Genomic DNA, 22715 nt, shown 5'->3' with positions numbered 1-22715 from the left:
GTTTGTGCCGATAAGTCGCGCTAATTAAGGTCACACAGATGGACATGCAATCGCGAATCCGCCAGCTTTTTCAGGCCAGCATCGACACCAAGCAACAGGCGATGGACGTACTTGCACCGCACATCGAGCAAGCCAGCCAAGTGATGGTCAATGCCTTGCTCAACGAGGGCAAGATGCTCTCGTGCGGCAATGGCGGTTCGGCCGGCGACGCCCAGCACTTTTCCTCTGAGCTGCTCAACCGCTTCGAACGCGAGCGCCCGAGCCTACCGGCCATCGCACTGACGACCGACAGTTCGACGATCACCTCGATCGCCAACGACTACAGCTACAACGAAGTATTTTCCAAGCAGATCCGCGCCCTCGGCCAGCCTGGCGATGTGCTTCTGGCGATTTCCACCAGCGGCAACTCGGCCAACATTATTCAAGCGATCCAGGCCGCACATGATCGCGAAATGATTGTCGTAGCATTGACCGGTCGCGACGGCGGCGGCATGGCATCCTTGCTCTTGCCTGAGGACGTCGAGATCCGCGTACCGGCCAATGTCACCGCACGTATTCAGGAAGTCCACCTGCTGGCGATCCACTGCCTTTGCGATTTGATCGACAGCCAATTGTTCGGGAGTGAAGAATGACCCCTAATCGCCTAGGCCTTCTGGCCCTGACCCTGTGCCTCGGCATCAGCGGCTGCACATCGATGGTTAATGCCAGCCGGGAAAAGCCGATCGAAGACGACCGCGGCACCCGCACCTTCGGCAGCAAGATCGACGACTCGCTGATCGAAACCAAGGTCGGCGTGAACATCGCCAAGGCCGATCCGGACCTGGACAACAACTCGCACATCGTCGTCACCAGCTTCAACGGTGTCGTGTTGCTGGCCGGCCAGACCCCACGCGCCGACCTCAAGGCCAAGGCCGAACAGGAAGCCAGCGCGGTGCAACGGGTCAAGACCGTGCATAACGAGCTTCAGGTTCTGCAACCCTCCTCCCTGCTGGCGCGCCAGAACGATGCCTGGCTGACGACCAAGATCAAGACGCAGATGCTGACCGATGCCAGCATTCCAGGATCGCGCATCAAGGTTGTGACCGAGAACGGGATTGTCTATCTGCTGGGGTTGCTGACCAAGCAGGAGGCTGCGCAGGCGACCAACCTGGTGCAGGGGGTGTCTGGGGTGCAGAAAATTGTGAAGCTGTTTGAATACATCGATTGATATAAGTGCTCGCACAAGAACGGCGCTTTTCCTGAAAAGGAAAGCGCCGTTTTTTATGCATCGTTGGGGGGCGCCTGGGTCAGCGTGCACCCCGCTCTTGCTCTTGCTCTTGCTTTGGACTTTGATCTTCGACGCCCCGTTAACCACGATGGCCGAACGCAGGCATTGCGCAGTGGGCATCCCGGCATGGATGCCGGGATAGCCGCGCAGGGCCATGGATGGCCCATCGCGGCGGGCCCACGGAGCAATGCCGGAGTGAGGGCACACCGAGCCTCGGCGAGGCACCGAGTGGTGGGGCGAAGCCTTTTGGGTTACTTTTTTGGCGCCTGAAAAAAGTGACCCGCCGTAAGGGCGGAACCCTAAGCCGCCGTTACCGCAGCAACGGATATACACACCAACTACGACACAAAAAAATGCCCGCATCTCGCGACACAGGCATTCTTCTCAACTAGCCGGCAAAGCGCTAAAAAACGCCCGCTACTTCACCACCTTCAAGCTCGGCCGCCCGCTAGGACGCGGCGGCTCGTCATCCGGTGGTGGTAGATCATCATCCGCCTCGAACTCCTCTTCACCATCCAACGGCACTTCCAACTCGAACACCATGCCTTGGCCATTTTCCCGGGCATAGATTCCCAGGATCGAAGCAATCGGCACGTACAGCGTATGCGGCACCCCACCGAAACGCCCTTCAAAGCTGACCGCATCGTTATCCATGTGCAGATGACGCACAGCGGCCGGCGATACGTTCAATACAATCTGCCCGTCATTGGCAAAACCCTGCGGCACCTGGACCGATGGATACTCGGCATTGACCAGCATGTGCGGGGTGCAATCGTTGTCCACAATCCACTCGTAGAGCGCGCGGACCAGATAAGGTCGACTGGAGTTCATAGCGGCTCCTTAAGCCTTAGCGCATGTCACGTTCGACACCAGACAGACTCGCCTGGAATGCCTCACGTGCAAATTGGCGCTCCATATAATCAAGCAGCGGCTTGGCGGGCCGCGGCAGTTCGATACCCAGGATCGGCAAACGCCAGAGTATGGGCAATAGGCAGCAATCCACCAGACTTTGTTCCTCACTGAGGAAAAACGGCTTGTCGACGAACAGCGGCGACACGCCCGTCAGGCTTTCGCGCAGTTCCTTACGCGCAACGACCCGTGCCGGCTCCTTGGTTCGCGGATCCAGGATCAGATCCACCAACCCGCACCAGTCACGCTGGATGCGGTGGATCAGCAAACGGCTGTTGGCACGCGCGACGGGGTATACCGGCAGCAAAGGCGGATGCGGATAACGCTCATCCAGGTATTCCATCACCACGGTCGACTCCCACAGCGCCAGGTCACGATCGACCAGCGTGGGCAGGCTGCCGTAAGGGTTCACCTCGATCAGCTTCGGCGGCTGACGGCCCGCTTCGACGTAAATGATCTCGGCGCTGACACCCTTCTCGGCCAGTACGATGCGTACCCGGTGGGAATAGTGGTCGGCGGGGTCGGAGTAACAGGCCAACCGATTGGTCACGCCCATGGCGATCCTCCTCGCTTGTTGAAATTATCGAAAAACGGAAAAACGAGCGCGCCCAGAGGGCGTCTCCCGTAACCACCTGGCCGACCAGGCTCGTTACACCTTCAGAGACGCCCTTGGGCGCGCACGATTAACAGCAACGGCTTACAGCTTTATCAATGCACGTCTTTCCAGTATTCACGCTTGAGCAGATATGCGAATACGAAGAAGAACGCCAGGTACAGCAATACATACGTACCGATACGCTGGTGTTCCAGCTTTACCGGGTTGGCCGAGTAGGCCAGGAAGGTCACCAGGTTCTTGACCTTCTCGTCAAACTGCTCGGGCGTCAGGGTGCCAGAGTTCGGCACGATGGTCAGCTGGTCGCAGGCTTCATGAGTCAAAGCCGTGCCGGTCAGCGGATCATATTGCTTCTTGCCGTCCTCGACGATCTGAACCTGCTTGCAGCCTATCACTTGGCGACCTTGCAAGCCGACCAGTACGTTCGGCATCCCGACGTTCGGGAAGACCTTGTTGTTCACACCCCACGGGCGTGCAGGATCTTCATAGAACGAACGCAGGTAGCCGTAGAGCCAATCGGTACCCCGCACGCGGGCCACCAGCGTCAGGTCCGGCGGCGCAGCGCCAAACCAGGTCTTGGCGTCCGCCGGTTGCATGCCGATGTTCATGTGGTCGCCCAGCTTGGCGCCAGTGAACACCAGCTTTTCAAGCATGAGCTCGTGAGGAATGCCCAAGTCATCGGCCACGCGCTCGTAGCGTTGGAACTTGGCGCTGTGACAACCCATGCAATAGTTGGCAAAGGTACGGGCGCCGTCCTGCATTGCCGCTTTGTCGGAAACGTCGATGTCGACTTTTTCCAGTTCCGGCCCACTAGACGTGGACGCAAAGGACAACATAGGCAACGCAGCAAGAATCAGTACAGAAAATAGCTTTTTCATCAGCCAGTCACCCTTTCCGGAACCGGTTTGGTCTTCTCGAGCCTGGTGTAGAACGGCATCAGAATGAAGTAGGCGAAGTACAGGAAGGTGCAGACCTGCGACAGCAGCGTCCGGCCCGGTGTCGGTGCCAATACACCCAGCACGCCGAGGATCACGAACGAAATGCAGAACACCCAGAGCCAGATCTTGCTCAGCCAGCCCTTGTAGCGCATCGACTTGACGGGGCTGCGGTCCAGCCAAGGCAGGACGAACAGCACGGCAATGGCGGCGCCCATGGCGATTACGCCCAGCAGCTTGTCAGGAACGGCCCGCAGGATCGCGTAGAACGGCGTGAAGTACCAGACCGGTGCAATGTGCTCAGGGGTCTTGAAGGCGTTGGCCTGTTCGAAGTTCGGCTTCTCGAGGAAATAACCGCCCATTTCCGGGAAGAAGAACACGATGGAGCAGAAGATGAACAGGAAGACCACTACGCCGACGATGTCTTTCACGGTGTAGTACGGGTGGAAGGCGATGCCATCCAGCGGTACGCCGTTCTCGTCCTTGTGCTTCTTGATGTCCACGCCATCGGGGTTGTTCGAGCCCACCTCATGCAGCGCCAGGATGTGCAGCACCACCAGGCCGAGGATCACGATCGGCAGGGCCACGACATGCAGGGCGAAGAAGCGGTTCAGGGTAATCCCCGAGATCAGGTAGTCACCACGGATCCACTGGGTCAGGTCGTCGCCGATAACCGGAATCGCACCGAACAGCGAGATGATCACCTGGGCACCCCAGTAGGACATCTGGCCCCAAGGCAGCAGGTAGCCCATGAAGGCTTCGGCCATCAGCGCCAGGTAGATCAACATGCCGAAGACCCACACCAGCTCACGCGGCTTCTGGTACGAACCGTAGAGCAAACCACGGAACATGTGCAGGTAGACCACGATGAAGAACGCCGAAGCGCCGGTGGAGTGCAGCAGACGCAGGATCGAGCCGTACTCGACGTCGCGCATGATGTATTCGACGGAGGCGAACGCTTCTTCTGCCGAGGGGGTGTAGCTCATCGTCAGCCAGACACCGGTGACGATCTGGTTGACCAGGACGAGCAACGCCAGGGAACCAAAGAAGTAGAAGAAATTGAAGTTCTTCGGAGCGTAATACTTGCTGAGATGGTCTTCCCACATCTTGGTCGCGGGAAAGCGCGCATCAACCCAATCCATTAGTTTGCTCATCACGCTTTCTCCGTATCGACGCCAACGACAATGATGTCATCGGTCTCATAGGAATGCGGGGGAACTGGCAGGTTCAGAGGTGCAGGTTGCGACTTGTAGACGCGACCGGCCAGGTCGTAGTGGGAGCCGTGGCATGGGCAGAAATAACCACCAACCCAGTCTTTGCCCAGATCGGCAGGGGCCACTTCGGGACGGAACGTTGGCGAGCAACCCAGGTGCGTGCAGATCCCGATCAGAAGCAGGATTTCCGGCTTGATCGAGCGCGTCTCAGGGTTGACGTATTCCGGTTGGACCGAGTTCTTGGAGGAGGGATCGGACAGCTGGCCCTCAATCTTTTTCAGATTCCCCAGGATTTCCTCTGTACGGCGGACGATGAACACCGGCTGACCGCGCCATTCAGCAATCATCTGCTGGCCTGGCTCGATCTTGCTGACATTCACTTTCACCGGTGCACCTGCGGCTTTCGCCTTGGCGCTGGGAAACCATGACCCCACGAACGGGACCGCAGCCCCCACCGCTCCTGCAGCACCCACCACGGATGTGGCTGCTACCAGGAAGCGACGCCGGCCTGCATTCACGCCGTCATTGCTCATTCAGTCCTCTCCCATCAGCTTTGTGGCCTGTTAAATCAGGCGTCTACTAAGTAAAAATCTGAACTTATAAAAATTTTGCCGAATGGTAATGAAAACCCCCAATTCTGACAAGGTAATTACCAAGCGGCGAAACCGCCAAGCCTTGTAGTATAGGGGCTCTACGAATGTGGCAAGTTGTCACAGAGCAATTATTTCGCACATAAAAAAACGCCCAGCTCCGTGAGGAACTGGGCGCCTTTTGAACGCGAAAGCGAAATTAACGCTTCGAGTACTGCGGACGCTTACGCGCTTTACGCAGACCGACTTTCTTACGTTCAACTTCGCGAGCATCGCGAGTTACGAAGCCAGCTTTACGCAGGGCGCTGCGCAGAGTCTCGTCGTAATCCATCAGGGCGCGAGTGATGCCGTGGCGGATTGCGCCAGCCTGCCCACTTACACCACCGCCGATAACGGTGACGTAGATGTCGAATTTTTCGACGGTCTCGGTCAGTTCCAGCGGCTGACGAACTACCATGCGGGCAGTTTCGCGGCCGAAGAAGTTATCCAGGGAGCGGTTGTTGATGGAGATGTTGCCAGTGCCCGGACGCAGGAAAACGCGTGCGGTTGCAGTCTTGCGACGGCCAGTGCCGTAATTTTGAGTCGCCGACATAATGAACTATTCCGTTAAAACTTCAGTTCTTGGGGCTGCTGAGCAGTATGAGGGTGAGCAGCGCCCGCATAAACCTTCAGCTTACGATACATGTCGCGACCCAGCGGGTTCTTAGGCAGCATGCCTTTAACCGCGGTCTCGATCACGCGCTCAGGGGCTTTGGCGATCAGCTTTTCAAAGTTGATCGACTTGATGCCGCCAGGAAAACCGGAGTGGGAGTAGTACATTTTGTCAGTGGTTTTAGCGCCAGTAACACGTACTTGCTCGGCATTGATCACGACGATGTAGTCACCGGTGTCAACGTGAGGGGTGTACTCAGGCTTGTGCTTGCCACGCAGACGGCTCGCGATTTCGGTGGCCAGACGACCCAGGGTCTGACCAGCAGCGTCGACGACAAACCAGTCGCGCTTTACTGTTTCCGGTTTAGCAGTAAAAGTTTTCATTCTTTATAGCCTCAGGGGCCGCCCTGTAAATTAGACGGCGGATCTTACTGAATAGTGCGTACTTTGACAAGTCAAAGGCAGCCGGATACAGACGCTTTCGGGGGCTCGGGTCGGCGCGTCCGTTCAACGGCAAGATTCTTCGGCGGCGGCGCATCACTTCCACTGCAGAAAGAGGTGCGCAATTATGCAGATTGCGAAAAATATTTCAACCTGCTTTTATGATTGTTTTGCCCAAGGAGTCCCCGATGGACTATCGCAAGCTAGGCCGTACCGATCTGAATGTCAGCGCCCTGTGCCTCGGCACCATGACCTGGGGTGAGCAGAACAGCGAGGCCGAGGCCTTCGCCCAGATCGAACGTGCCAAGGGTGCCGGTATCAATTTCCTCGACACCGCCGAGATGTACCCGGTGCCACCGAAGGCCGAGACCTACGCCACCACCGAGCGCTACATCGGCAACTATTTCAAGAGCCGTGGTGACCGCGCCGACTGGATCCTGGCGAGCAAGATCGCCGGCCCCGGCAACACCATCGACTACATCCGCGACAAGAACCTCAAGCACAACCGCCGCCATATCGTCGAAGCGCTGGATGCCAGCCTCAAGCGCCTGCAAACCGACTGGATCGATCTTTACCAGTTGCATTGGCCGGAGCGCAGCACCAATTTCTTTGGCCAGTTGGGCTACACCCACAAGCCCGATGAAGATTTCACGCCGCTGGAGGAAACCCTCGAAGCCCTTGACGAACAGGTCCGGGCCGGCAAGATCCGCCACATCGGCCTGTCCAACGAGACGCCATGGGGCACCATGAAATTCCTCGCCCTGGCCGAAGCCCGTGGCTGGCCGCGAGCAGTGTCGATCCAGAACCCGTACAACCTGCTCAACCGCAGCTTTGAAATCGGCCTGGCGGAAATCGCCATTCGTGAGCAATGCGGTCTGTTGGCCTATTCGCCCCTGGCGTTCGGATTCCTGTCAGGCAAATACGAAAACGGCGCGCGCCCCGCCAAGGGTCGCCTGACCTTGTACAGCCGTTTCATGCGCTATTTCAATCCACAATCGGAAGCCGCGTGCAGCCGTTATGTGGCGCTGGCCCGCGAGCACGGCCTGGACCCGGCGCAAATGGCATTGGCGTTCGTTACCCAGCAGCCGTTCGTCACCAGCAATATCATCGGTGCCACCACCCTGGAACAACTGGACAGCAACATCGCCAGCTTCGACCTGAAGCTGTCGGATGAAGTGCTGGCGGGGATCGAGGCAATTCACAAGGATCAGCCAAACCCGGCGCCTTGATCCATAGGCCTCATCGCGAGCAAGCTCGCTCCCACAGGAGGTCTGTGCTGATCACAAATACACGATCAGACACAAATCCCCTGTGGGAGCGAGCTTGCTCGCGATAGCCGACTCAAACCCACCCCTTTATCAAAGCGACCGCGCAATGATCTCCTTCATGATCTCATTGGTCCCGGCATAGATCCGCTGCACCCGCGCATCTGCCCACGCCCGGGCAATCGGGTATTCCCACATGAAGCCGTAGCCGCCATGCAACTGCACGCATTCGTCCAGCACTTTGCATTGCAGGTCGGTGCCCCAGTACTTGGCCATCGCTGCGGTCGGCACGTCGAGCTTGCCCTGCAGGTGCAGCTCCAGGCAGCGATCGACGAAGACCCGGCCTATCTGGATCTCGGTGGCCATTTCCGCGAGTTTGAAGCGAGTGTTCTGGAAATCCGCGATGGACTTGCCGAATGCCTTGCGGTCTCGGGTGTAGTCCAATGTCCATTGCAACGCTGCTTCGGCCGAGGCCAGGCCACCAATGGCGACGGTCAGGCGCTCCTGGGGCAGTTCCTGCATGAGGTAGGCAAAGCCCATCCCGGCCTGCCCCAAGAGGTTCTCCTTCGGCACCCGCACGTCCTGGAAGAATAATTCGGAGGTGTCCTGGGCCTTCATCCCGACTTTTTCCAGGCGCTTGCCTTTCTCGAAGCCCGGCGTGCCCGCTTCTACCAGGAACAGGCTGGTGCCCTTGGCCCCCGCCTTCGGGTCGGTCTTGGCGACGACGATAACCAGGTCCGCAAGGAAGCCATTGGTGATGAACGTCTTGGAGCCGTTGATGACATATTCGTCGCCGTCCAGCACCGCCGTAGTCTTCACGCCCTGCAAGTCCGAGCCCGCGCCCGGCTCGGTCATGGCGATGGCGGTCACCATTTCGCCGGACACCAGTTTCGGCAGGTACTTGTGCTTCAACGCTTCGCTGCCGTAATGGAGGATGTACGGCGCGACGATGTCGGAATGCAGCGAGAAGCCGATCCCGGTCAGCCCCAGGCGACCGATCTCCTCGATCACTACGGTGCTGTAGAGGAAGTCTGCATCCAGCCCGCCGTAGGCTTCTGGAAGGTGCGAACACAACATCCCCGCTTCCCCTGCCTTGTTCCAAAGCTCGCGATCGACATGTCCCTGTTTTTCCCATTGGCTGTGGTACGGCACGGCTTCTTTTTCAAGGAAGGTTCGTACAGAGTCTCGAAACAATTCATGCTCGGGACTGAACAGGGTTCTAGGGATCATGGCGCACCTTTGGTTATTGTTGGATGGGGTCATTCAACAGAGCCTAAGCCTGCAGCGCGCAACGGGACACTGGACACTTGCGCCAAAAAATAAGACGATCCAGCCGCTTGTTGACCACTATCCCCTATAAAAATAAAGATGAATTATGTCCATGCACGTCTCCACGCCCTTGCGGCGCGTCAGCATCCTGGCCGTCGACCGGGTTTTCGCCTCCACCCTCATGCAAGCCAAGGATTTTTTCCACCTGGCCAGCCTGCGCTATGGCAAACAACTGGGCCACGGCCTGACCCCGGCCTTTGAAACCCGCCTGGTCAGCCCCGATGGCAACCCCGTGAACAGCTTCAGCGATGTGATCATGCCGGTGGACGGTGGCCTGGAAAATACCGACGTCATCATCCTGCCGGCCTTCTGGGATGACTTCGCCACCCTGTGCCAACGATATCCACAGGTCCTGCCGTGGCTGCGCGAACAACACGCTCGCGGCGCGGTGCTCTGCGCAGAAGCCACCGGGGTGTTCTGGCTGGCCGAGGCCGGGCTTCTCGACGGCAAGGAAGCCACCACCTATTGGCGTTTTTTCAATGCCTTCAAGGAACGCTTCCCCCAAGTCCACCTCAACCAGGACAAGCACCTGACCGACGCCGACAACCTGTTCTGCGCCGGCGGCACCACCTCAGCGTGCGATCTCTACATCTACCTGATCGAACGCTTCTGCGGCGCCAACGTGGCCCAGGCCGTGGCGCGAGACATTCTCTATGAAGTGCAGCGCAGCTATTCGCCGGGACGCATCGGCTTCGGCGGGCAGAAACTGCACCAGGACGTGATCATCCTGCAGATCCAGCAATGGCTCGAAGAACACTTCGCCGACAAATTCCGCTTCGAGGACGTCGCCAGGGAGCACGGCATGAGCATCCGCAACTTCATGCGTCGCTTCCAGACCGCCACGGGCGACAAACCGCTGCATTACCTGCAACGACTGCGAATCGAAACCGCCAAGGGCCTGCTTTCAGGCAGCCGCAAGAGCATCAAGACCATCAGCTATGAAGTCGGCTACGACGACGCAAGCTTTTTCGCACGGCTGTTCCGACAACACACCGACCTGTCGCCGAACCAGTACCGGCAGCAGTTCCAGCAGGCGGCGTGAGCCAAGGCTGAATGCAATTTAAGGTGGAAGCGAGCCTGCTCGCTCCCACCTTCGATCATGCACAACACAAGATCATCCTCCCCGCTCATTCCTACATGAAAAGCAGAACGCAGAATGCCCGAGTGCCGAATTTCACTCACATACAGCTCCCCATGAACACCGCAACATCAATCCCTGAAAACACCATCAGGGATGACCAACAGTGACCATCGGATCAAGCTACAACTACCCCGCCTCCGCCACCCGGGACATCATTCGAGCCAAGCGCTCGACAGACAAGAAATGGGCCGTTCGCTTTCCAAACCCTCCCGATCTGTGCTTCGACTACCGGGCCCTGGTCGAACAGAAAGGCGGCATCGCCAAGGCAACCGACCCACAACATAGGATTTGCATCATCGGTGCCGGTATCACTGGGTTGACGGCCGCAAGGGAACTCTATCGTTGCGGATTTACCCACATCACCCTGATTGAACAATCCAGTCGCATCGGCGGCAGGCACCTGACCGTCCCTGGGAGTAAACAATCCACCGCCAGCCATACACCTTTCGAGATGGGCGCCATGCGCATGCCCTTTTTCAACCGGTCGGATGAGCCTCCAGTGGAAGGCCGGTCGCTGATGGCTTACTACGCCAGGATTTTTGAGTTATCGACTGCCGACTTCGCCAATCCAGGCAGCCAATGGGTCCACTCGACAGGCATCTACCTGCGCGAGGGCACTATTGGCGGCGAGCCGACACCGCAAATGCTGATCTGGAAAAACGAAGACGGCAGTACGCCACCGCCCGGCAGAAAGCTGCGGGAGGTATATGCCAAATGGAAAGCCTTTGCCGACCGAATGACGCGACACGTCGCTGAGGTTTACGCCACTGAACGATGGGAAGCCATGTGGCAGGCGATCGTAGCGAAATATCAGAATGTCTCATTTCGCGACTTGGTGAGCATGCCTGCCTTGCAAGCCTGGGATGAGCGCGAACCGGGAGATTTCGGCGGCATGGGAATGTCTGCCGAGGAGTCCGCGATCTTCTATGCGATCGGCATCGGCGATGGCAGTTGGGGGGCCTTCTACGATGTCTGCTCTCTATATCCCCTTCGCACCGCGGTGTTTGGGTTCAGCAGCCACTTGCAGCTGGTGCTTGGTCGGGTGGACTCGCTGGGTGATCCACTCCCTTCGCCCCATCTGCATAGCGAAACCGTTGTTGATTCGGCGGGATTGAGCTTCGACAGCCCCCGCTACATCGGGCTCGCGGCCCTGAGCGAATGCTTGATGTTCATGAAGACTGCGGAGACCGGAAAATCCGTCCATGAGCATAGCCTTGAACGAAAAGACGGCCTGCTCACAAACTCATCCGTGACCGGGCTGACAAAACTGGCAAACCAAAAGATACGCGTCCATTTCGACTGGCAACACGGTCTGCCCGAGCAAACCCGGCAGCACGCCCAGGATTTCGACTCGGTCATCCTGACGCTCCCCTCTTGGCTGATCGAGACTCGCATCGAACTGGAAAATTTCACGCGGCTAATGCTGCCATTCGAAACAATCAATGCTTATAAAACTGCTCATTGGGAGACCAGCTGCAAAGTATTCGCACCGTTGAAGAAATCATTTCTCTCCAAAAACAGAACCATCCCGCAGGCAATCGTCACCGACAGCTTCATCCACGACGTCTACACCTATCGCTACAACGACGACTACAGCTATGACTGCATACTGCTGAGCTACACCTGGGAGGACGATGCAACCAAACTCGCGTCATTCAGCGACAAGGAGCTTGTCAGCAAGTGCGCCAAGGAGCTGGATCGAATACTCATGAGATGTACCAATATCCAGGAGAGAATTTCGCCTTATATCGGACTCGATCAAGCCGTGGTCCAACGGTGGATTACCGATAGAAACTCCTTGGGTTGTGCCAAGTTATATCGGCCAGGCACCTACGGCGATGCCGTGGGCCTGATGAAATACAACAGGGACTTTGGTCATCATTCGGGCCTGTATTTTTCCGGCGAATCGTTTTCCGTGGACGCTGGCTGGACAGAGCCTTGCTTTCGAGGCGCCATCGACGCCGCCATTCACATCTGCAACAAGACCGCGGCGACCTTCAATGGCGGGTTCTCCCTGGACGACTATCCGCACTATAAGCTCGGCTCCTGACCCTGGTCCGTCTTGTGCCATGCACGCTGTGCACGGCACTGCCGAGTCCTCCCCGAAGCGTTCCAATCGTCCATCTTCAGAAGTTGCCTACAACCTACACGGAAACGGCCGACTTACATCCCTGCCTGTTTAGCCTCTTATACACACGCCAATACACAGCGTAATAACAATAAAAAAGAGGTTATCCCTATGAGCGAGCCAACCAGTCCTGTTCGTGTCGCCGTCGTGCAATTCGACCCACAGGTCGGTATCAGCAATCGCGAAACCAATCTGCATCGCAGCCTTGCCTTAGCCGCAAAAGCGGTCGACGACGGCGCCAACCTCGTCGTCCTGCCGGAGCTGTCGAATACCGGCTATTTCTTCACTAGCCGACAGGATGCGTTTGAACACGCCGAGTCGGTCCCCGACGGGCAAAGCGTGCAGGCCTGGATGGACTTCGCCCGCCAGCATCAAATCTACCTGGTAGCCGGCTTGACGGAGCGCGACGGCATGCGGCTGTTCAACACTGGCGTTCTGGTGGGGCCTGACGGTTTTATCGGCAAGTATCGAAAAGCGCATCTGTGGAATCTGGAAAAACTCTGGTTCACGCCAGGTGATCTGGGCTTTCCAGTGTTCGAAACCCCCATCGGCCGCATCGGGTTGTTGATCTGCTGGGACATCTGGTTCCCGGAAGTGCCGCGCATTCTCAGCCAGCAAGGCGCAGACATCATTTGCAGCCTGAACAACTGGGTCTGGACACCACCGCCTCTGTTTGATGACGCCGGCAAATGCATGGCGTCGTACCTGACGATGACAGCCGCGCACGTCAACAATGTATTTATCGCAGCGGCGAGCCGCATAGGTGAAGAGCGAGGTGCCCGTTACCTGGGTTGCTCACTGATCGCGGGCACCAACGGCTGGCCAATCGGCGCGGTCGCATCCGCCGACCAACAGGAAATCCTGCTTGCCGACATCGACCTGACCAGTTCCCGCAGCGCCGCCATCTGGAACAATCTGAATGACCTGCACCGCGATCGTAGAGCCGATCTTTACGATCCAATGCTTGGCTACACCCAGCACCCTTCTCTGCCGCGCTGATAAGGGAGCGATCCGATGGAAACTACAAGCGAAAAGCTCGAACAACGTCAGCCGACCACCCGATCACCGCTGGACATCGCCATCGTCTTGCTGATGCTTGGCGCGATAGCGCTGGTCATCTGGCTTTCATTCACGTACCGCTCTTCCTGGCCTGCCCACTGGCCAGACTACAGCCACATGGTATCGAACCTGCCGCAGCCCGTTGCCTGGTTACGTTGGGTGTTGGGCGACATCAGCGAGGTTGCGTTCTACAAGCATGAGTTTGCCTCTGTTGGATTGCTAGCCGGGGCCTATCTCGCGTACCGGGTCAATCGGACCGGAAAAGCCTGGCAAGGCTTCTCCATCTGCTACGGCACCGGTCTGTGGCCCTGGCTCGTGACCAGTTCGTTGCTGGGGCTCTTGCTCAGCAACCTGTTGTGGGGCTGGACAGTCACCGCTACAGCCTGGCAGCCCACCTTCGCAGCGTTCGTTTCATTGCCTGCAGCGATGGTGCTGATGTTTGGCGGCGGTTGGAAGGTCGCTGTCAACGGGGCGATCATGGGCGCTTTGCTGGTCACCCCGGCGTGCCTGCTGATCGTCAACTACGTCTGTAATCCGCTCGGATTACCCGCGGTGATTGGCAACGTCTCGGGGATGGCTGTCGCCAGCGTCATCGCTTTTCTGATCTGTCGCTACCAACCGAGCCTGGTGAAGCCGCAGGCATCGGCAGAGCCATCCTCGCCACCACCTGCCCCACTCCCCGCCAAGACGCCCGACTACGGTGTCGTCTGGACGTTGCGCCGGATCCTGGCGGACTTTTCCGAGGCACCGTTCTTTGGCAACGAATGGGCCAGCATCGGCCTGATAGTGGGCGCATTGCTGGCCTACAGCTTGAACCCGATGAGCCCGGCCTATGGCTCGGGCTTGCTACCCCAATTGATCGGCGCGCAAGCATTGACCTCGGCATTGGGCGTAGTGATCTGGCGCCGACAATGGATATCGCGTGGCTGGTATCCCACTTACATCCCATTGGTATCAGTGGTTCCGGCGGCGTTGCTGACCTATGGCGACAGCTGGCTGGTAATCATTTCAAGCGCCTTGCTGGGTGCTTTGATCGCACCACCGCTGGCGTGCGCAATTGCAAAGCGGATACCCGCGGACATGCATCCTTTCATCGCCAATGTCCTGTCCATGGCCATAAGCACCCTGCTGGTCATTCCGTTTATCGGACTGCTGATAACCCGCTGAGCCCTTGACCCACTGGCTGTATTGCGACCTTGAAGCGCGGCGCGTACAGCCAGTTCCCACAAAAAAAGAGAGGTATCGCATGAACTTGCCCAAACTGGCCATCGCGTCACTCGGCGGCACCGTAAGCATGCAGGCCCGGGCCGTCGGAGAGGGCGTGGTGCCAACTGTCAGCGGCGCAACCCTACTAGCGTCGATACCGGAGCTGATGACGCAAGCACATGTCACCGTCGAAACACTCGGGATGTTACCCAGCGCCTCGCTGGACTTTGCGTTTCTGCTGAACGTCCTGTGCTGGGCGAATTATCAGATCGAGCAAGGCGCGGTGGGTGTAGTCATCACTCAAGGCACCGACACACTGGAAGAATCGGCGACCTTCTTCGATCTTCTATGGGAACACGACGAACCACTGGTCCTCACCGGCGCGATGCGTTCGGCAACCCAGGCGGGCGCCGATGGGCCGGGCAACCTGCTGGATGCTTGCCGGATCGGCTTGGCGGAGGACAGCCGCCGGCGAGGTGTTCAAGTGGTGATGAACGGGCAGATTCACTCGGCGCAAGCTGTTCGTAAAACTGACTCGATGGCGTTACAGGCTTTTTCTTCGCCCATCGTGGGGCCGACCGGCCTGTTGCGCGAAGGAAGCGTTTATTACCTGCGCTCCAGAACGCAACGCCACGTCTTGCCTGTGCCGCATCAAACCGCACAGAAAGTCGCCTTGCTACAGGCATCACTGTCTGCCGACACCCTGTTGTTGGATAACATTCTCACGCTGGGCTACGACGGGTTAGTCATTGCCAGTTTTGGTGCCGGGCATCTTTCCGAAACCTGGACTGCATCGATTGATGCCATTGCCAAAAAAATTCCGGTCATTATCGCGACTCGCTGCGGCTCAGGGTCCACGGCACGTTCGACCTACGGATTCAAGGGTGGCGAAATGGATCTGGTTCGCAGGGGCGCGTTGATGGCTGGCTTTGTCTGTCCACGCAAAGCCAGGATTCTCTTGTGGCTGCTGCTGGGTTGTGAGCGCCAGGACGATGTGGGCCGCTACCTGAAAGAGAACGTCCAGTTTCAGTAACGTTGAGATCATTGCGGTGAAACAGGCTGCTGCCCACGCAAACGCTTCGCCACGGTTTTGTCACCGCCCTTGCCGGACAGCGTTGCTGGCATGGAAGGGCGTTTGTCCGCAAAACCCTACGGCTTATGCGCCCGCGCAAGGAATTCGTGCGACTGCATTTCCAGCAAACGGCTCAGGGTCCGCTGGAACTCGAAGGTCAGGCGACCACCGGTGTAGAGGTCCTTGAGTTCGACTTCGGCCGAAATGATCAGCTTCACGTTCCGGTCGTAGAATTCGTCGACCATGTTGATGAAGCGACGGGCGATGTCATCGGTGGTGACGCTCATTTGCTCGACGCCGCTGAGCAGCACGGCGTGGAAGATCTTGCCCAATTCGATGTAGTCGTTCTGGCTGCGCGGGCCGTCGCACAGTTCGCGGAAGTCGAACCAGGCCACGTCGTCACAGGTGCGTATGGCACGGATCTCGCGGTTTTCGATGATCAGCACATCGTTTTCCACCGCTTGGGTGCATTCCGGCGTCAGGGCGCGGAAGCTCTTGCGCAGGCTTTCTTCGGCGGCGGCATCCAGAGGAAAGTGGAACAGTTCCGCTTGCTCGAGGTGACGCAGGCGATAATCCACGCCGCTGTCGACATTGACGACCTCGGTGTGCTCCTTGATCAGCTTGATGGCCGGCAGGAAGCGCGCCCGTTGCAGGCCGTCCTTGTAGAGGCCGTCGGGCACGATATTGGAGGTGGCGACCAGGGTCACGCCGTTCTTGAACAGTTCTTCCATCAGCGTGCCGAGGATCATGGCGTCGGTGATGTCGGAAACGAAGAACTCATCGAAGCAGATCACCCGGGTTTCGGCGGCGAAACGCTTGGCGATGATGGTCAGCGGGTTCTTTTCGCCGCCCAGGGTTTTCATTTCTTCATGCACGCGCTTCATGAAGCGGTGGAAGTGCGTCCGCGTCTTTTCCTTGAACGGCAGCGCTTCGAAAAATGTGTCCACCAGGTAAGTCTTGCCACGACCAACGCCGCCCCAGAAATACAGGCCCTTGACCGGCGCCTGGTCTTTCTTGCCGAACAGCTTGCCCAGCAAGCCCGGCTTGTTGTTCGACGCGGCGATCAGGTCGTCGTACAGGCGCTGCAAATGCCGCACCGCCGTTTCCTGGGCTGCGTCGTGAAAGAATTCCGGGCGTTTCAGATCAGCTTGATATCGTTCTAGGGGCGTCATATTCGTTAGCAAGGCAACAAAAACGGGCCGTCACTGTAGCGATGGCCCAGAGGAATGGCAATCGGCCCTTATTCGGGCCGATGATCGGGTTACGCCTTCGGTCAGTCCTGGGCAGGCGTCAGTGCCACGCGCAACGCGTCGATGGCGGCATCCCGGGCGGCACTGTCGGCGAACGCAGGACTTTGGGCCACGCATGCGCCGTCGAGCCAGACACTGAAACTGAGGTCTTCGCTGCGTACATCCAAGGGTTGGCCGGACTGCAATTGCTTGGTCACCTGCCCGGCGGTCTTGCCATCAGCAAAATTGTTCGAGAGCAACAGTTGCTCGCCGTCGGCGGAAAGCAGGCGGAAACGGAAACTGCCGTCCTCGTCGCGGAAGCTGACAAAACGGGCCGCCTTGGCCGCTTTCTTCTTCGTCTGGGTGGTCACCTGGACCTGGCTGACGAAGGACCGCAGGCCAACCGCCTCGCGCAGCTCGTTGAGGAACGGTGTCGCCACGGCCCGGGCCTTCTTCGCGCCCAGTTGCAGGATGTCTTCAAGGTCCGACGGACGCTCGATGAACTGGTGATAACGCTCGCGTGCTTCACCCAACTGATCATCGAGCAATTGGAACAGACGGTTCTTCGCCTCGCCCCAACCCAGTCCCTGCAGCAATTCGCTGCGGAACTCGGCGGACTGCGCCGGGGTGGCGAAGGCCTGGAACAGGGTGAACAGGTGCGAGTTGTCCGGATCCTTGGCTTCGCCCGGTGCGCGGGAGTCGGTGACGATCCGCGAGATCGCGTCCTTCATGTCCTTGGCGCTGCTGAACAACGGGATGGTGTTGTCGTAGCTCTTGGACATCTTGCGACCATCGAGGCCCGGCAGCGTGGCGACGCTTTCTTCGATCAGCGCTTCGGGCATGGTGAAGTACTCCTTGCCCTGGCCAAACAGGTGGTTGAAGCGCTGGCCGATATCGCGGGCCATTTCCACGTGCTGGATCTGGTCGCGACCGACCGGCACTTTGTGGGCATTGAACATCAGGATGTCGGCTGCCATGAGGATCGGATAGCTATAGAGGCCCATGGTGACGCCGGCGTCCGGGTCTTCGCCGGCCTCGACGTTCTTGTCCACCGAAGCCTTGTAGGCGTGGGCGCGGTTGAGCAGGCCCTTGGCGGCGACGCAGGTCAGCAGCCAGGTCAGCTCCGGGATCTCGGGAATGTCGGACTGGCGATAGAATGTCACGCGGTCCACATCCAGGCCGCCGGCCAGCCAGGTGGCGGCGATTTCCAGGCGCGAGCGCTGGATGCGCAGCGGGTCATCGCACTTGATCAGGGCGTGGTAGTCGGCCAGGAAGTAGAACGAATCGGCGTTGCTGTCGCGACTGGCGAGAATCGCCGGACGGATGGCGCCGGCATAGTTGCCCAGGTGCGGGGTGCCGGTGGTGGTGATGCCGGTCAGGATACGGGTACGCGTCGTCATGGGTTATCGCTTGTCAGACTGCTGTCAATTCGAGAGGCGCGGCAGGAGCAGATCCTTGAGATCGGTCAGCTTGCCATGAAAAAAGTGTCCGCATTCTGCCACTTTCAGCAGCTCATGGGGACGTTGGAGCGCGTCGGACCATGCGTAGACCAGCTCCGGGTCGACCACTTCGTCGGTTTCCGGCTGGATCACGGTCAACTCACCGCCCGTCGGCAAGGGTGATTGTTCGTCCAGCCGCATCACCGCCGGGGCCACCATGAACAGGTGCTTGAGCGGTTGTCCCTGGGCTTCCAGGCGCCCGCCGAGGGCCGCGGCAACGAAGCCGCCGAAAGAGAAACCGAACAAACTCAGCGGCAGGCCGGGGTGTTTTTCCAGCAGCCAGGCGGCCGCGGCCTGGGCGTCGTCCACTTCGCCGGTGCCCATGTCGTGGCTGCCGGCACTGGCGCCGACGCCGCGATAATTGAAACGCAACGTAACCAGGCCGGCATCGCGGGCGGTGCGTTGCAGGGTCGAGACCACTTTGTTGAGCATGGTCCCGCCCTGCACCGGGTTCGGGTGGCAAATCAGCGCCAGGCCACGGGGGGCCTCGCTGTCCAGATACAAGGCTTCCAGTTGGCCCACCGGGCCAGCGATGACTACAGGGGTTTCGCGCATAAGCAAGGAAAGAACTCCGTGACCTCGAATTGGGTCGACTCGTCTAGCTAAAAGTCTGTGCCTGGCATCATTGCGATGTTCTTCGCGGTATACAGCGCAGGTCCGAGCCGTTAACGTAAAGCAAAGCCGTTTATAGAGGAAGGACTCGTGGAACACTCGCTCTTAGTTTGGCTGTTGCCGACTCTTGCCCTGGTTGCCGGTGTCGCCATTGGTTTCCTGATTGCCCGCCTGCTGCCCAATGCGGTGCCCAACAGCACCCAACGTCAGTTGGACGACATCCAGGAACGTTTCGACAGTTATCAGAATGAAGTGGTCACTCACTTCAACAGCACCGCCTCCCTGGTGAAAAAACTCACCCAGAGCTACCAGGAAGTCCAGGATCATCTGTCCGAGGGCGCCAATCGCCTGGCCCTGGACGAGCAGACCCGCCAACGCCTGCTGGCCGCCCTGCAAGCCGATGCGACGCAGACGCCACGGGAGCGCCTGACCCCGCCAAAAGGGATCCAGGAACCACCACGGGACTATGCGCCAAAGGCGCCGAATTCACCCGGCATGCTCGATGAGCATTACGGTTTGAAGAAGTAGTTTCGCAACGACACCAAAAAGCCCGCCCGATCACAGATCGGGCGGGCTTTTTATTGGTTCCAATTCCCTATTTCAATTTGATCCCCCGTGGCGAGGGAGCTTGCACCCTCGCCACGGGGATCGGTGTACTGAGGCATCTCAGTTAAGCCAACACTTCTTCCGCCACCTGATCGATCGCCCCCTTGGTGATGTCGACAATCAGGTCCGCCTCTTCGCGGGTCAGGATCAGCGGCGGGGCGAAGCCCAGGATGTCGCCGTGGGGCATGGCGCGGGCGATCATGCCGCGCTCCAGGCAGGCGGCCGAGACCTTGGGGCCGACCTTGAGTGCCGGGTCGAACGCCGTGCGCTGCTCGCGGTCGGCCATGAATTCCACCGCGGCGAGCATCCCGTCCCCGCGCACCTCGCCCACCAACGGATGACCTTCGAGGGTTTCACGTAGGCGGCGATTGAGGTAACCGCCCACCTCCTCGGCGTTGGCCGTGAGATTTTCCCGTTCGAGAATGTCGAGGTTGGCCAGCGCCGCCGCCGCACAGATCGGGTGACCGGAATAGGTCCAGCCATGGCCCATGGCACCTTCGGCCTGGGAGGCTTTTTCAATCACGCTCCAGACCTTTTCCCCGATGATTACCGCCGACAAAGGTGCATAGGCACTGGTCAGGCCTTTGGCGGTGGTGATCAGGTCCGGCTTCATGCCATAACGCTGGCTGCCCATTTTCGAACCGAGGCGGCCGAATGCGCAGACCACCTCGTCGGCAATCAACAGCACGTCGTATTTCTTCAACACGGCCTGGATCGCATCCCAGTAACCGGCGGGAGGAACGATGATGCCACCGGTGCCCATCAACGGTTCGCCAATGAACGCCGCCACGGTGTCCGGGCCTTCGGCGAGAATCATTTTTTCCAGCTCATCGGCGCAATAACGCACGAAGGCCGCTTCGTCCATGCCCGCCGGGGCCTTGCGATACCAGTGTGGGCACACGGTGTGCTTGACCCCTTCCGCCGGCAGGTCGAAATGCTGGTGAAACGCTGGGAGACCCGTCAGGCTGCCAGTCATGATGCCCGAGCCGTGGTAGCCACGGTCACGGGAAATGATTTTCTTTTTCTGCGGCCGGCCCAGCACGTTGTTGTAGTAACGCACCAGTTTGATTTGGGTCTCGTTGGCATCGGAGCCGGACAAGCCGTAATAAACCTTCTTCATCCCCTCCGGCGCCCAGTCCATGATGCGGCTGGACAGCTCGATGATCGCCTCGCTCGAATGGCCAACGTAGGTGTGGTAGTAGGCCAGTTCCTTGGCCTGCTTGTAGATGGCGTCGGCGACCTCGGTGCGGCCGTAGCCGATGTTCACGCAGTAGAGGCCGGCAAAAGCGTCGATGAACTCACGGCCTTCATGATCGCGAATGCGAACGCCCGAAGCACTCTTGATGATCCGGCCCTTGAGCGCGCCGCTGGCGTGGTCATGGGCGTGGGTCGAGGGGTGCATGAAATGCGCACGGTCTTGTTCGAACAGCGTGTTGAAGTCTTGGCTCATGCGGACTCTCCTGGGAACTGGCCTTGATGGTGCAGGCAAAAATATTTGGTTTCGACAAAAGGCTCGAAGCCCTCGGTGCCGCCCTCGCGGCCGAGGCCGGAGGCTTTCATGCCACCGAAGGGAATCGGGTGGCCGGTGAACTTGACGCCGTTGACCGCAACCATGGCGTGGTCGAGACGGCGGATCAGCGGGTAGATGACATCCAGGCGGTTGGAGCAAATATAGGCCGCCAGTCCGTACTCGGTGTCGTTGGCCATTTCGACGGCTTCGTCCAAGGTGTCGAACGGCATCACCCCAGCGATGGGCGCGAAATTTTCCTCGCGGTAGATGCGCATTTGCGGCGTGACATCGGCCAGCACGGTGGGTTGGTAGAACAACCCGCCCAAGGCGTGGGCCTCGCCACCCACCAGGCGCTGGGCGCCAAGGGCCAAGGCATCGGCGACACGATCAGCGGTCGCATCCAGCGCGGCCTGGTGCATCAATGGGCCGACATCCACGTCCTGTTCCTGTTGATCGACCATGGCCGGCCCGACGCGCAAGGCACGCACCGCTGCGGCGAAGCGAGTGAGAAATGCCTGATAGACCGGACGTTGCACCATGATTCGGTTGGCCGCGCAGCAATCCTGGCCCGAGGTCTGGAACTTCGCCTCTACAGCGACTTTCACCGCCAAGGCCAGGTCGGCATCGGCGCAGACAATGAACGGCGCATTGCCGCCCAACTCCAACGCGACTTTCTTCACGTCATGGGCCGCCGTTTGCAACACCAGCTTCCCGACCCGGGTCGAGCCGGTAAAGCTCACAGAACGTACGCGACGGTCCTTGACCAGGGTTTCCATAGCCATTTGCGGCTCGCCCAGCACCACGTTGAACACCCCGGCCGGAAAGCCCGCTTCCTCGGCCAACTGCGCCAACGCCAGGGCCGAATACGGTGTCTCGTGGGCCGGTTTGATCACCACTGTGCATCCGGCGGCCAGGGCGGCGGCGGCTTTGCGGGTGATCATCGCCGACGGGAAGTTCCATGGTGTGAGCAGCGCGCAGACGCCCACGGGTTCCTTGATGGTGCCGAGGTGAGCATTGGGGATATGGCTGGGAATGTTCTGTCCGTATAGACGCCGGGCCTCTTCGGCGAACCATGGGATGAAGCTGGCGGCGTAGGCGATTTCGCCACGGGACTCAGCCAGCGGCTTGCCCTGCTCCAGACTGAGAATGCGCGCCAGGTCTTCGCTGTGCTCGTTGATCAACGCCGCCCAGCGACGCAGGATCGTGCCGCGAACCTCCAGGCTCTGCTCGCGCCACGCCGGGAATGCACGATGCGCCGCGTCCACCGCCGCGACGATCTGCGGTTGATCAAGCATCGGCACATGACCGATGACGGTGCGGTTGGCCGGGTTCTGGACGGCTACGCTGTGGCCACTGTCGCTGTGAATCCAATGGCCGTCGACATAGCAAAGCGCTTTGAACAGCAGCGGATGTTGATAAGGCATGACGTTCACTCCAGA

General features: G+C 59.1%; 22 protein-coding genes. 9 read left to right on the top strand and 13 right to left on the bottom strand.

Annotated features, from left to right (window positions below; translation table 11 throughout):
• Positions 1 to 38 precede the first annotated feature (38 nt).
• Together J3P79_RS05180 and J3P79_RS05175 are read left to right on the top strand one after the other, a co-directional pair.
• Positions 39 to 632 (top strand): phosphoheptose isomerase, encoded by a 594-nt coding sequence (locus J3P79_RS05180; protein ID WP_007928463.1) that lies wholly within the window; start codon positions 39 to 41, stop codon positions 630 to 632.
• Positions 629 to 1207: a BON domain-containing protein gene (locus tag J3P79_RS05175; protein WP_181287688.1), complete on the top strand. Its 579-nt coding sequence runs from the start codon at positions 629 to 631 to the stop codon at positions 1205 to 1207. Before J3P79_RS05180 ends, J3P79_RS05175 begins: the two co-directional genes overlap by 4 nt.
• A 477-nt stretch (positions 1208 to 1684) precedes the next feature.
• Here J3P79_RS05175 and J3P79_RS05170 read toward each other — a convergent pair whose 3' ends face one another.
• The 7 genes from J3P79_RS05170 to rplM form a co-directional block, all read right to left on the bottom strand.
• Positions 1685 to 2098 (bottom strand): ClpXP protease specificity-enhancing factor, encoded by a 414-nt coding sequence (locus J3P79_RS05170; protein ID WP_186638313.1) that lies wholly within the window; start codon positions 2096 to 2098, stop codon positions 1685 to 1687.
• Between the two features lie 16 nt (positions 2099 to 2114).
• Positions 2115 to 2732 (bottom strand): glutathione S-transferase N-terminal domain-containing protein, encoded by a 618-nt coding sequence (locus J3P79_RS05165; RefSeq protein ID WP_030138559.1) that lies wholly within the window; start codon positions 2730 to 2732, stop codon positions 2115 to 2117.
• 152 nt (positions 2733 to 2884) lie between these two features.
• Positions 2885 to 3667, bottom strand: a complete 783-nt coding sequence (locus J3P79_RS05160; protein WP_434608690.1) for a cytochrome c1 — start codon at positions 3665 to 3667, stop codon at positions 2885 to 2887.
• On the bottom strand, positions 3667 to 4878 hold the full coding sequence (locus J3P79_RS05155; RefSeq protein ID WP_039591564.1) for a cytochrome b: 1212 nt from the start codon (positions 4876 to 4878) through the stop codon (positions 3667 to 3669). Before J3P79_RS05155 ends, J3P79_RS05160 begins: the two co-directional genes overlap by 1 nt.
• A complete protein-coding gene (gene petA / locus J3P79_RS05150) occupies positions 4878 to 5471 on the bottom strand; it encodes a ubiquinol-cytochrome c reductase iron-sulfur subunit (protein WP_434608688.1) in 594 nt (197 codons plus the stop codon). Before petA ends, J3P79_RS05155 begins: the two co-directional genes overlap by 1 nt.
• A gap of 256 nt (positions 5472 to 5727) precedes the next feature.
• Entirely contained in the window at positions 5728 to 6120 is a 393-nt protein-coding gene (gene rpsI / locus J3P79_RS05145; protein WP_003228056.1) for a 30S ribosomal protein S9, read from the bottom strand.
• A gap of 14 nt (positions 6121 to 6134) precedes the next feature.
• On the bottom strand, positions 6135 to 6563 hold the full coding sequence (gene rplM / locus J3P79_RS05140; protein WP_003205365.1) for a 50S ribosomal protein L13: 429 nt from the start codon (positions 6561 to 6563) through the stop codon (positions 6135 to 6137).
• 245 nt (positions 6564 to 6808) lie between these two features.
• Between rplM and J3P79_RS05135 the strand changes: the two genes are divergently transcribed.
• On the top strand, positions 6809 to 7849 hold the full coding sequence (locus J3P79_RS05135) for an NADP(H)-dependent aldo-keto reductase (protein ID WP_434608687.1): 1041 nt from the start codon (positions 6809 to 6811) through the stop codon (positions 7847 to 7849).
• Between the two features lie 129 nt (positions 7850 to 7978).
• On the opposite strand, the gene J3P79_RS05130 is transcribed toward J3P79_RS05135, so the two are convergent.
• Positions 7979 to 9115, bottom strand: a complete 1137-nt coding sequence (locus tag J3P79_RS05130; protein WP_434608686.1) for an acyl-CoA dehydrogenase family protein — start codon at positions 9113 to 9115, stop codon at positions 7979 to 7981.
• Positions 9116 to 9359: 244 nt separating this feature from the next.
• Between J3P79_RS05130 and J3P79_RS05125 the strand changes: the two genes are divergently transcribed.
• The 5 genes from J3P79_RS05125 to J3P79_RS05105 all read left to right on the top strand — a co-directional run bounded on the left by J3P79_RS05125 (position 9360) and on the right by J3P79_RS05105 (position 15781).
• Positions 9360 to 10256, top strand: a complete 897-nt coding sequence (locus tag J3P79_RS05125; protein WP_434611357.1) for a GlxA family transcriptional regulator — start codon at positions 9360 to 9362, stop codon at positions 10254 to 10256.
• Between the two features lie 202 nt (positions 10257 to 10458).
• Positions 10459 to 12405, top strand: coding sequence for a flavin monoamine oxidase family protein (locus J3P79_RS05120; RefSeq protein WP_434608683.1), 1947 nt, complete (start codon positions 10459 to 10461; stop codon positions 12403 to 12405).
• 189 nt (positions 12406 to 12594) lie between these two features.
• Complete coding sequence (locus J3P79_RS05115) at positions 12595 to 13482, top strand: nitrilase family protein (RefSeq protein ID WP_434608681.1); 888 nt, start codon at positions 12595 to 12597, stop codon at positions 13480 to 13482.
• A gap of 15 nt (positions 13483 to 13497) precedes the next feature.
• Positions 13498 to 14709, top strand: a complete 1212-nt coding sequence (locus tag J3P79_RS05110) for a hypothetical protein (protein ID WP_434608679.1) — start codon at positions 13498 to 13500, stop codon at positions 14707 to 14709.
• A 79-nt stretch (positions 14710 to 14788) separates the two neighbouring features.
• Positions 14789 to 15781 (top strand): asparaginase, encoded by a 993-nt coding sequence (locus J3P79_RS05105; protein ID WP_434608677.1) that lies wholly within the window; start codon positions 14789 to 14791, stop codon positions 15779 to 15781.
• A 116-nt stretch (positions 15782 to 15897) separates the two neighbouring features.
• Here the strand turns inward: J3P79_RS05105 and zapE are convergent, their stop codons facing one another.
• The 3 genes from zapE to J3P79_RS05090 form a co-directional block, all read right to left on the bottom strand.
• Positions 15898 to 16992, bottom strand: a complete 1095-nt coding sequence (gene zapE / locus J3P79_RS05100; RefSeq protein WP_434608675.1) for a cell division protein ZapE — start codon at positions 16990 to 16992, stop codon at positions 15898 to 15900.
• Positions 16993 to 17093: 101 nt separating this feature from the next.
• Positions 17094 to 18449: a tryptophan--tRNA ligase gene (locus tag J3P79_RS05095; RefSeq protein WP_434608673.1), complete on the bottom strand. Its 1356-nt coding sequence runs from the start codon at positions 18447 to 18449 to the stop codon at positions 17094 to 17096.
• 24 nt (positions 18450 to 18473) lie between these two features.
• Positions 18474 to 19103 (bottom strand): alpha/beta hydrolase, encoded by a 630-nt coding sequence (locus J3P79_RS05090; protein ID WP_434608671.1) that lies wholly within the window; start codon positions 19101 to 19103, stop codon positions 18474 to 18476.
• Between the two features lie 147 nt (positions 19104 to 19250).
• Here J3P79_RS05090 and J3P79_RS05085 point away from each other — a divergent pair, with 147 nt between their 5' ends.
• Positions 19251 to 19688, top strand: coding sequence for a YhcB family protein (locus J3P79_RS05085; protein WP_039591575.1), 438 nt, complete (start codon positions 19251 to 19253; stop codon positions 19686 to 19688).
• A 142-nt stretch (positions 19689 to 19830) separates the two neighbouring features.
• On the opposite strand, the gene J3P79_RS05080 is transcribed toward J3P79_RS05085, so the two are convergent.
• A complete protein-coding gene (locus J3P79_RS05080) occupies positions 19831 to 21216 on the bottom strand; it encodes an aspartate aminotransferase family protein (protein WP_434608669.1) in 1386 nt (461 codons plus the stop codon).
• Entirely contained in the window at positions 21213 to 22700 is a 1488-nt protein-coding gene (locus J3P79_RS05075) for an NAD-dependent succinate-semialdehyde dehydrogenase (protein ID WP_434608668.1), read from the bottom strand. Before J3P79_RS05075 ends, J3P79_RS05080 begins: the two co-directional genes overlap by 4 nt.
• Positions 22701 to 22715 lie beyond the last annotated feature (15 nt).

The sequence above is a fragment of the Pseudomonas sp. R1-7 genome (assembly GCF_051132105.1).
Classification (GTDB): domain Bacteria; phylum Pseudomonadota; class Gammaproteobacteria; order Pseudomonadales; family Pseudomonadaceae; genus Aquipseudomonas.
This window is presented reverse-complemented; position numbering and strand designations above follow the sequence as displayed.

Bases quoted from the DNA above. Each gene is read 5' to 3' on its own strand.
- J3P79_RS05155 (WP_039591564.1), bottom strand. From the start codon at position 4,878: ATGAGCAAACTAATGGATTGGGTTGATGCGCGCTTTCCCGCGACCAAG.
- J3P79_RS05110 (WP_434608679.1), top strand. From the start codon at position 13,498: ATGGAAACTACAAGCGAAAAGCTCGAACAACGTCAGCCGACCACCCGA.
- J3P79_RS05160 (WP_434608690.1), bottom strand. From the start codon at position 3,667: ATGAAAAAGCTATTTTCTGTACTGATTCTTGCTGCGTTGCCTATGTTG.
- petA (WP_434608688.1), bottom strand. From the start codon at position 5,471: ATGAGCAATGACGGCGTGAATGCAGGCCGGCGTCGCTTCCTGGTAGCA.
- J3P79_RS05135 (WP_434608687.1), top strand. From the start codon at position 6,809: ATGGACTATCGCAAGCTAGGCCGTACCGATCTGAATGTCAGCGCCCTG.
- rplM (WP_003205365.1), bottom strand. From the start codon at position 6,563: ATGAAAACTTTTACTGCTAAACCGGAAACAGTAAAGCGCGACTGGTTT.
- zapE (WP_434608675.1), bottom strand. From the start codon at position 16,992: ATGACGCCCCTAGAACGATATCAAGCTGATCTGAAACGCCCGGAATTC.
- rpsI (WP_003228056.1), bottom strand. From the start codon at position 6,120: ATGTCGGCGACTCAAAATTACGGCACTGGCCGTCGCAAGACTGCAACC.
- J3P79_RS05080 (WP_434608669.1), bottom strand. From the start codon at position 21,216: ATGAGCCAAGACTTCAACACGCTGTTCGAACAAGACCGTGCGCATTTC.
- J3P79_RS05115 (WP_434608681.1), top strand. From the start codon at position 12,595: ATGAGCGAGCCAACCAGTCCTGTTCGTGTCGCCGTCGTGCAATTCGAC.
- J3P79_RS05170 (WP_186638313.1), bottom strand. From the start codon at position 2,098: ATGAACTCCAGTCGACCTTATCTGGTCCGCGCGCTCTACGAGTGGATT.
- J3P79_RS05105 (WP_434608677.1), top strand. From the start codon at position 14,789: ATGAACTTGCCCAAACTGGCCATCGCGTCACTCGGCGGCACCGTAAGC.
- J3P79_RS05095 (WP_434608673.1), bottom strand. From the start codon at position 18,449: ATGACGACGCGTACCCGTATCCTGACCGGCATCACCACCACCGGCACC.
- J3P79_RS05175 (WP_181287688.1), top strand. From the start codon at position 629: ATGACCCCTAATCGCCTAGGCCTTCTGGCCCTGACCCTGTGCCTCGGC.
- J3P79_RS05090 (WP_434608671.1), bottom strand. From the start codon at position 19,103: ATGCGCGAAACCCCTGTAGTCATCGCTGGCCCGGTGGGCCAACTGGAA.
- J3P79_RS05180 (WP_007928463.1), top strand. From the start codon at position 39: ATGGACATGCAATCGCGAATCCGCCAGCTTTTTCAGGCCAGCATCGAC.
- J3P79_RS05130 (WP_434608686.1), bottom strand. From the start codon at position 9,115: ATGATCCCTAGAACCCTGTTCAGTCCCGAGCATGAATTGTTTCGAGAC.
- J3P79_RS05165 (WP_030138559.1), bottom strand. From the start codon at position 2,732: ATGGGCGTGACCAATCGGTTGGCCTGTTACTCCGACCCCGCCGACCAC.
- J3P79_RS05075 (WP_434608668.1), bottom strand. From the start codon at position 22,700: ATGCCTTATCAACATCCGCTGCTGTTCAAAGCGCTTTGCTATGTCGAC.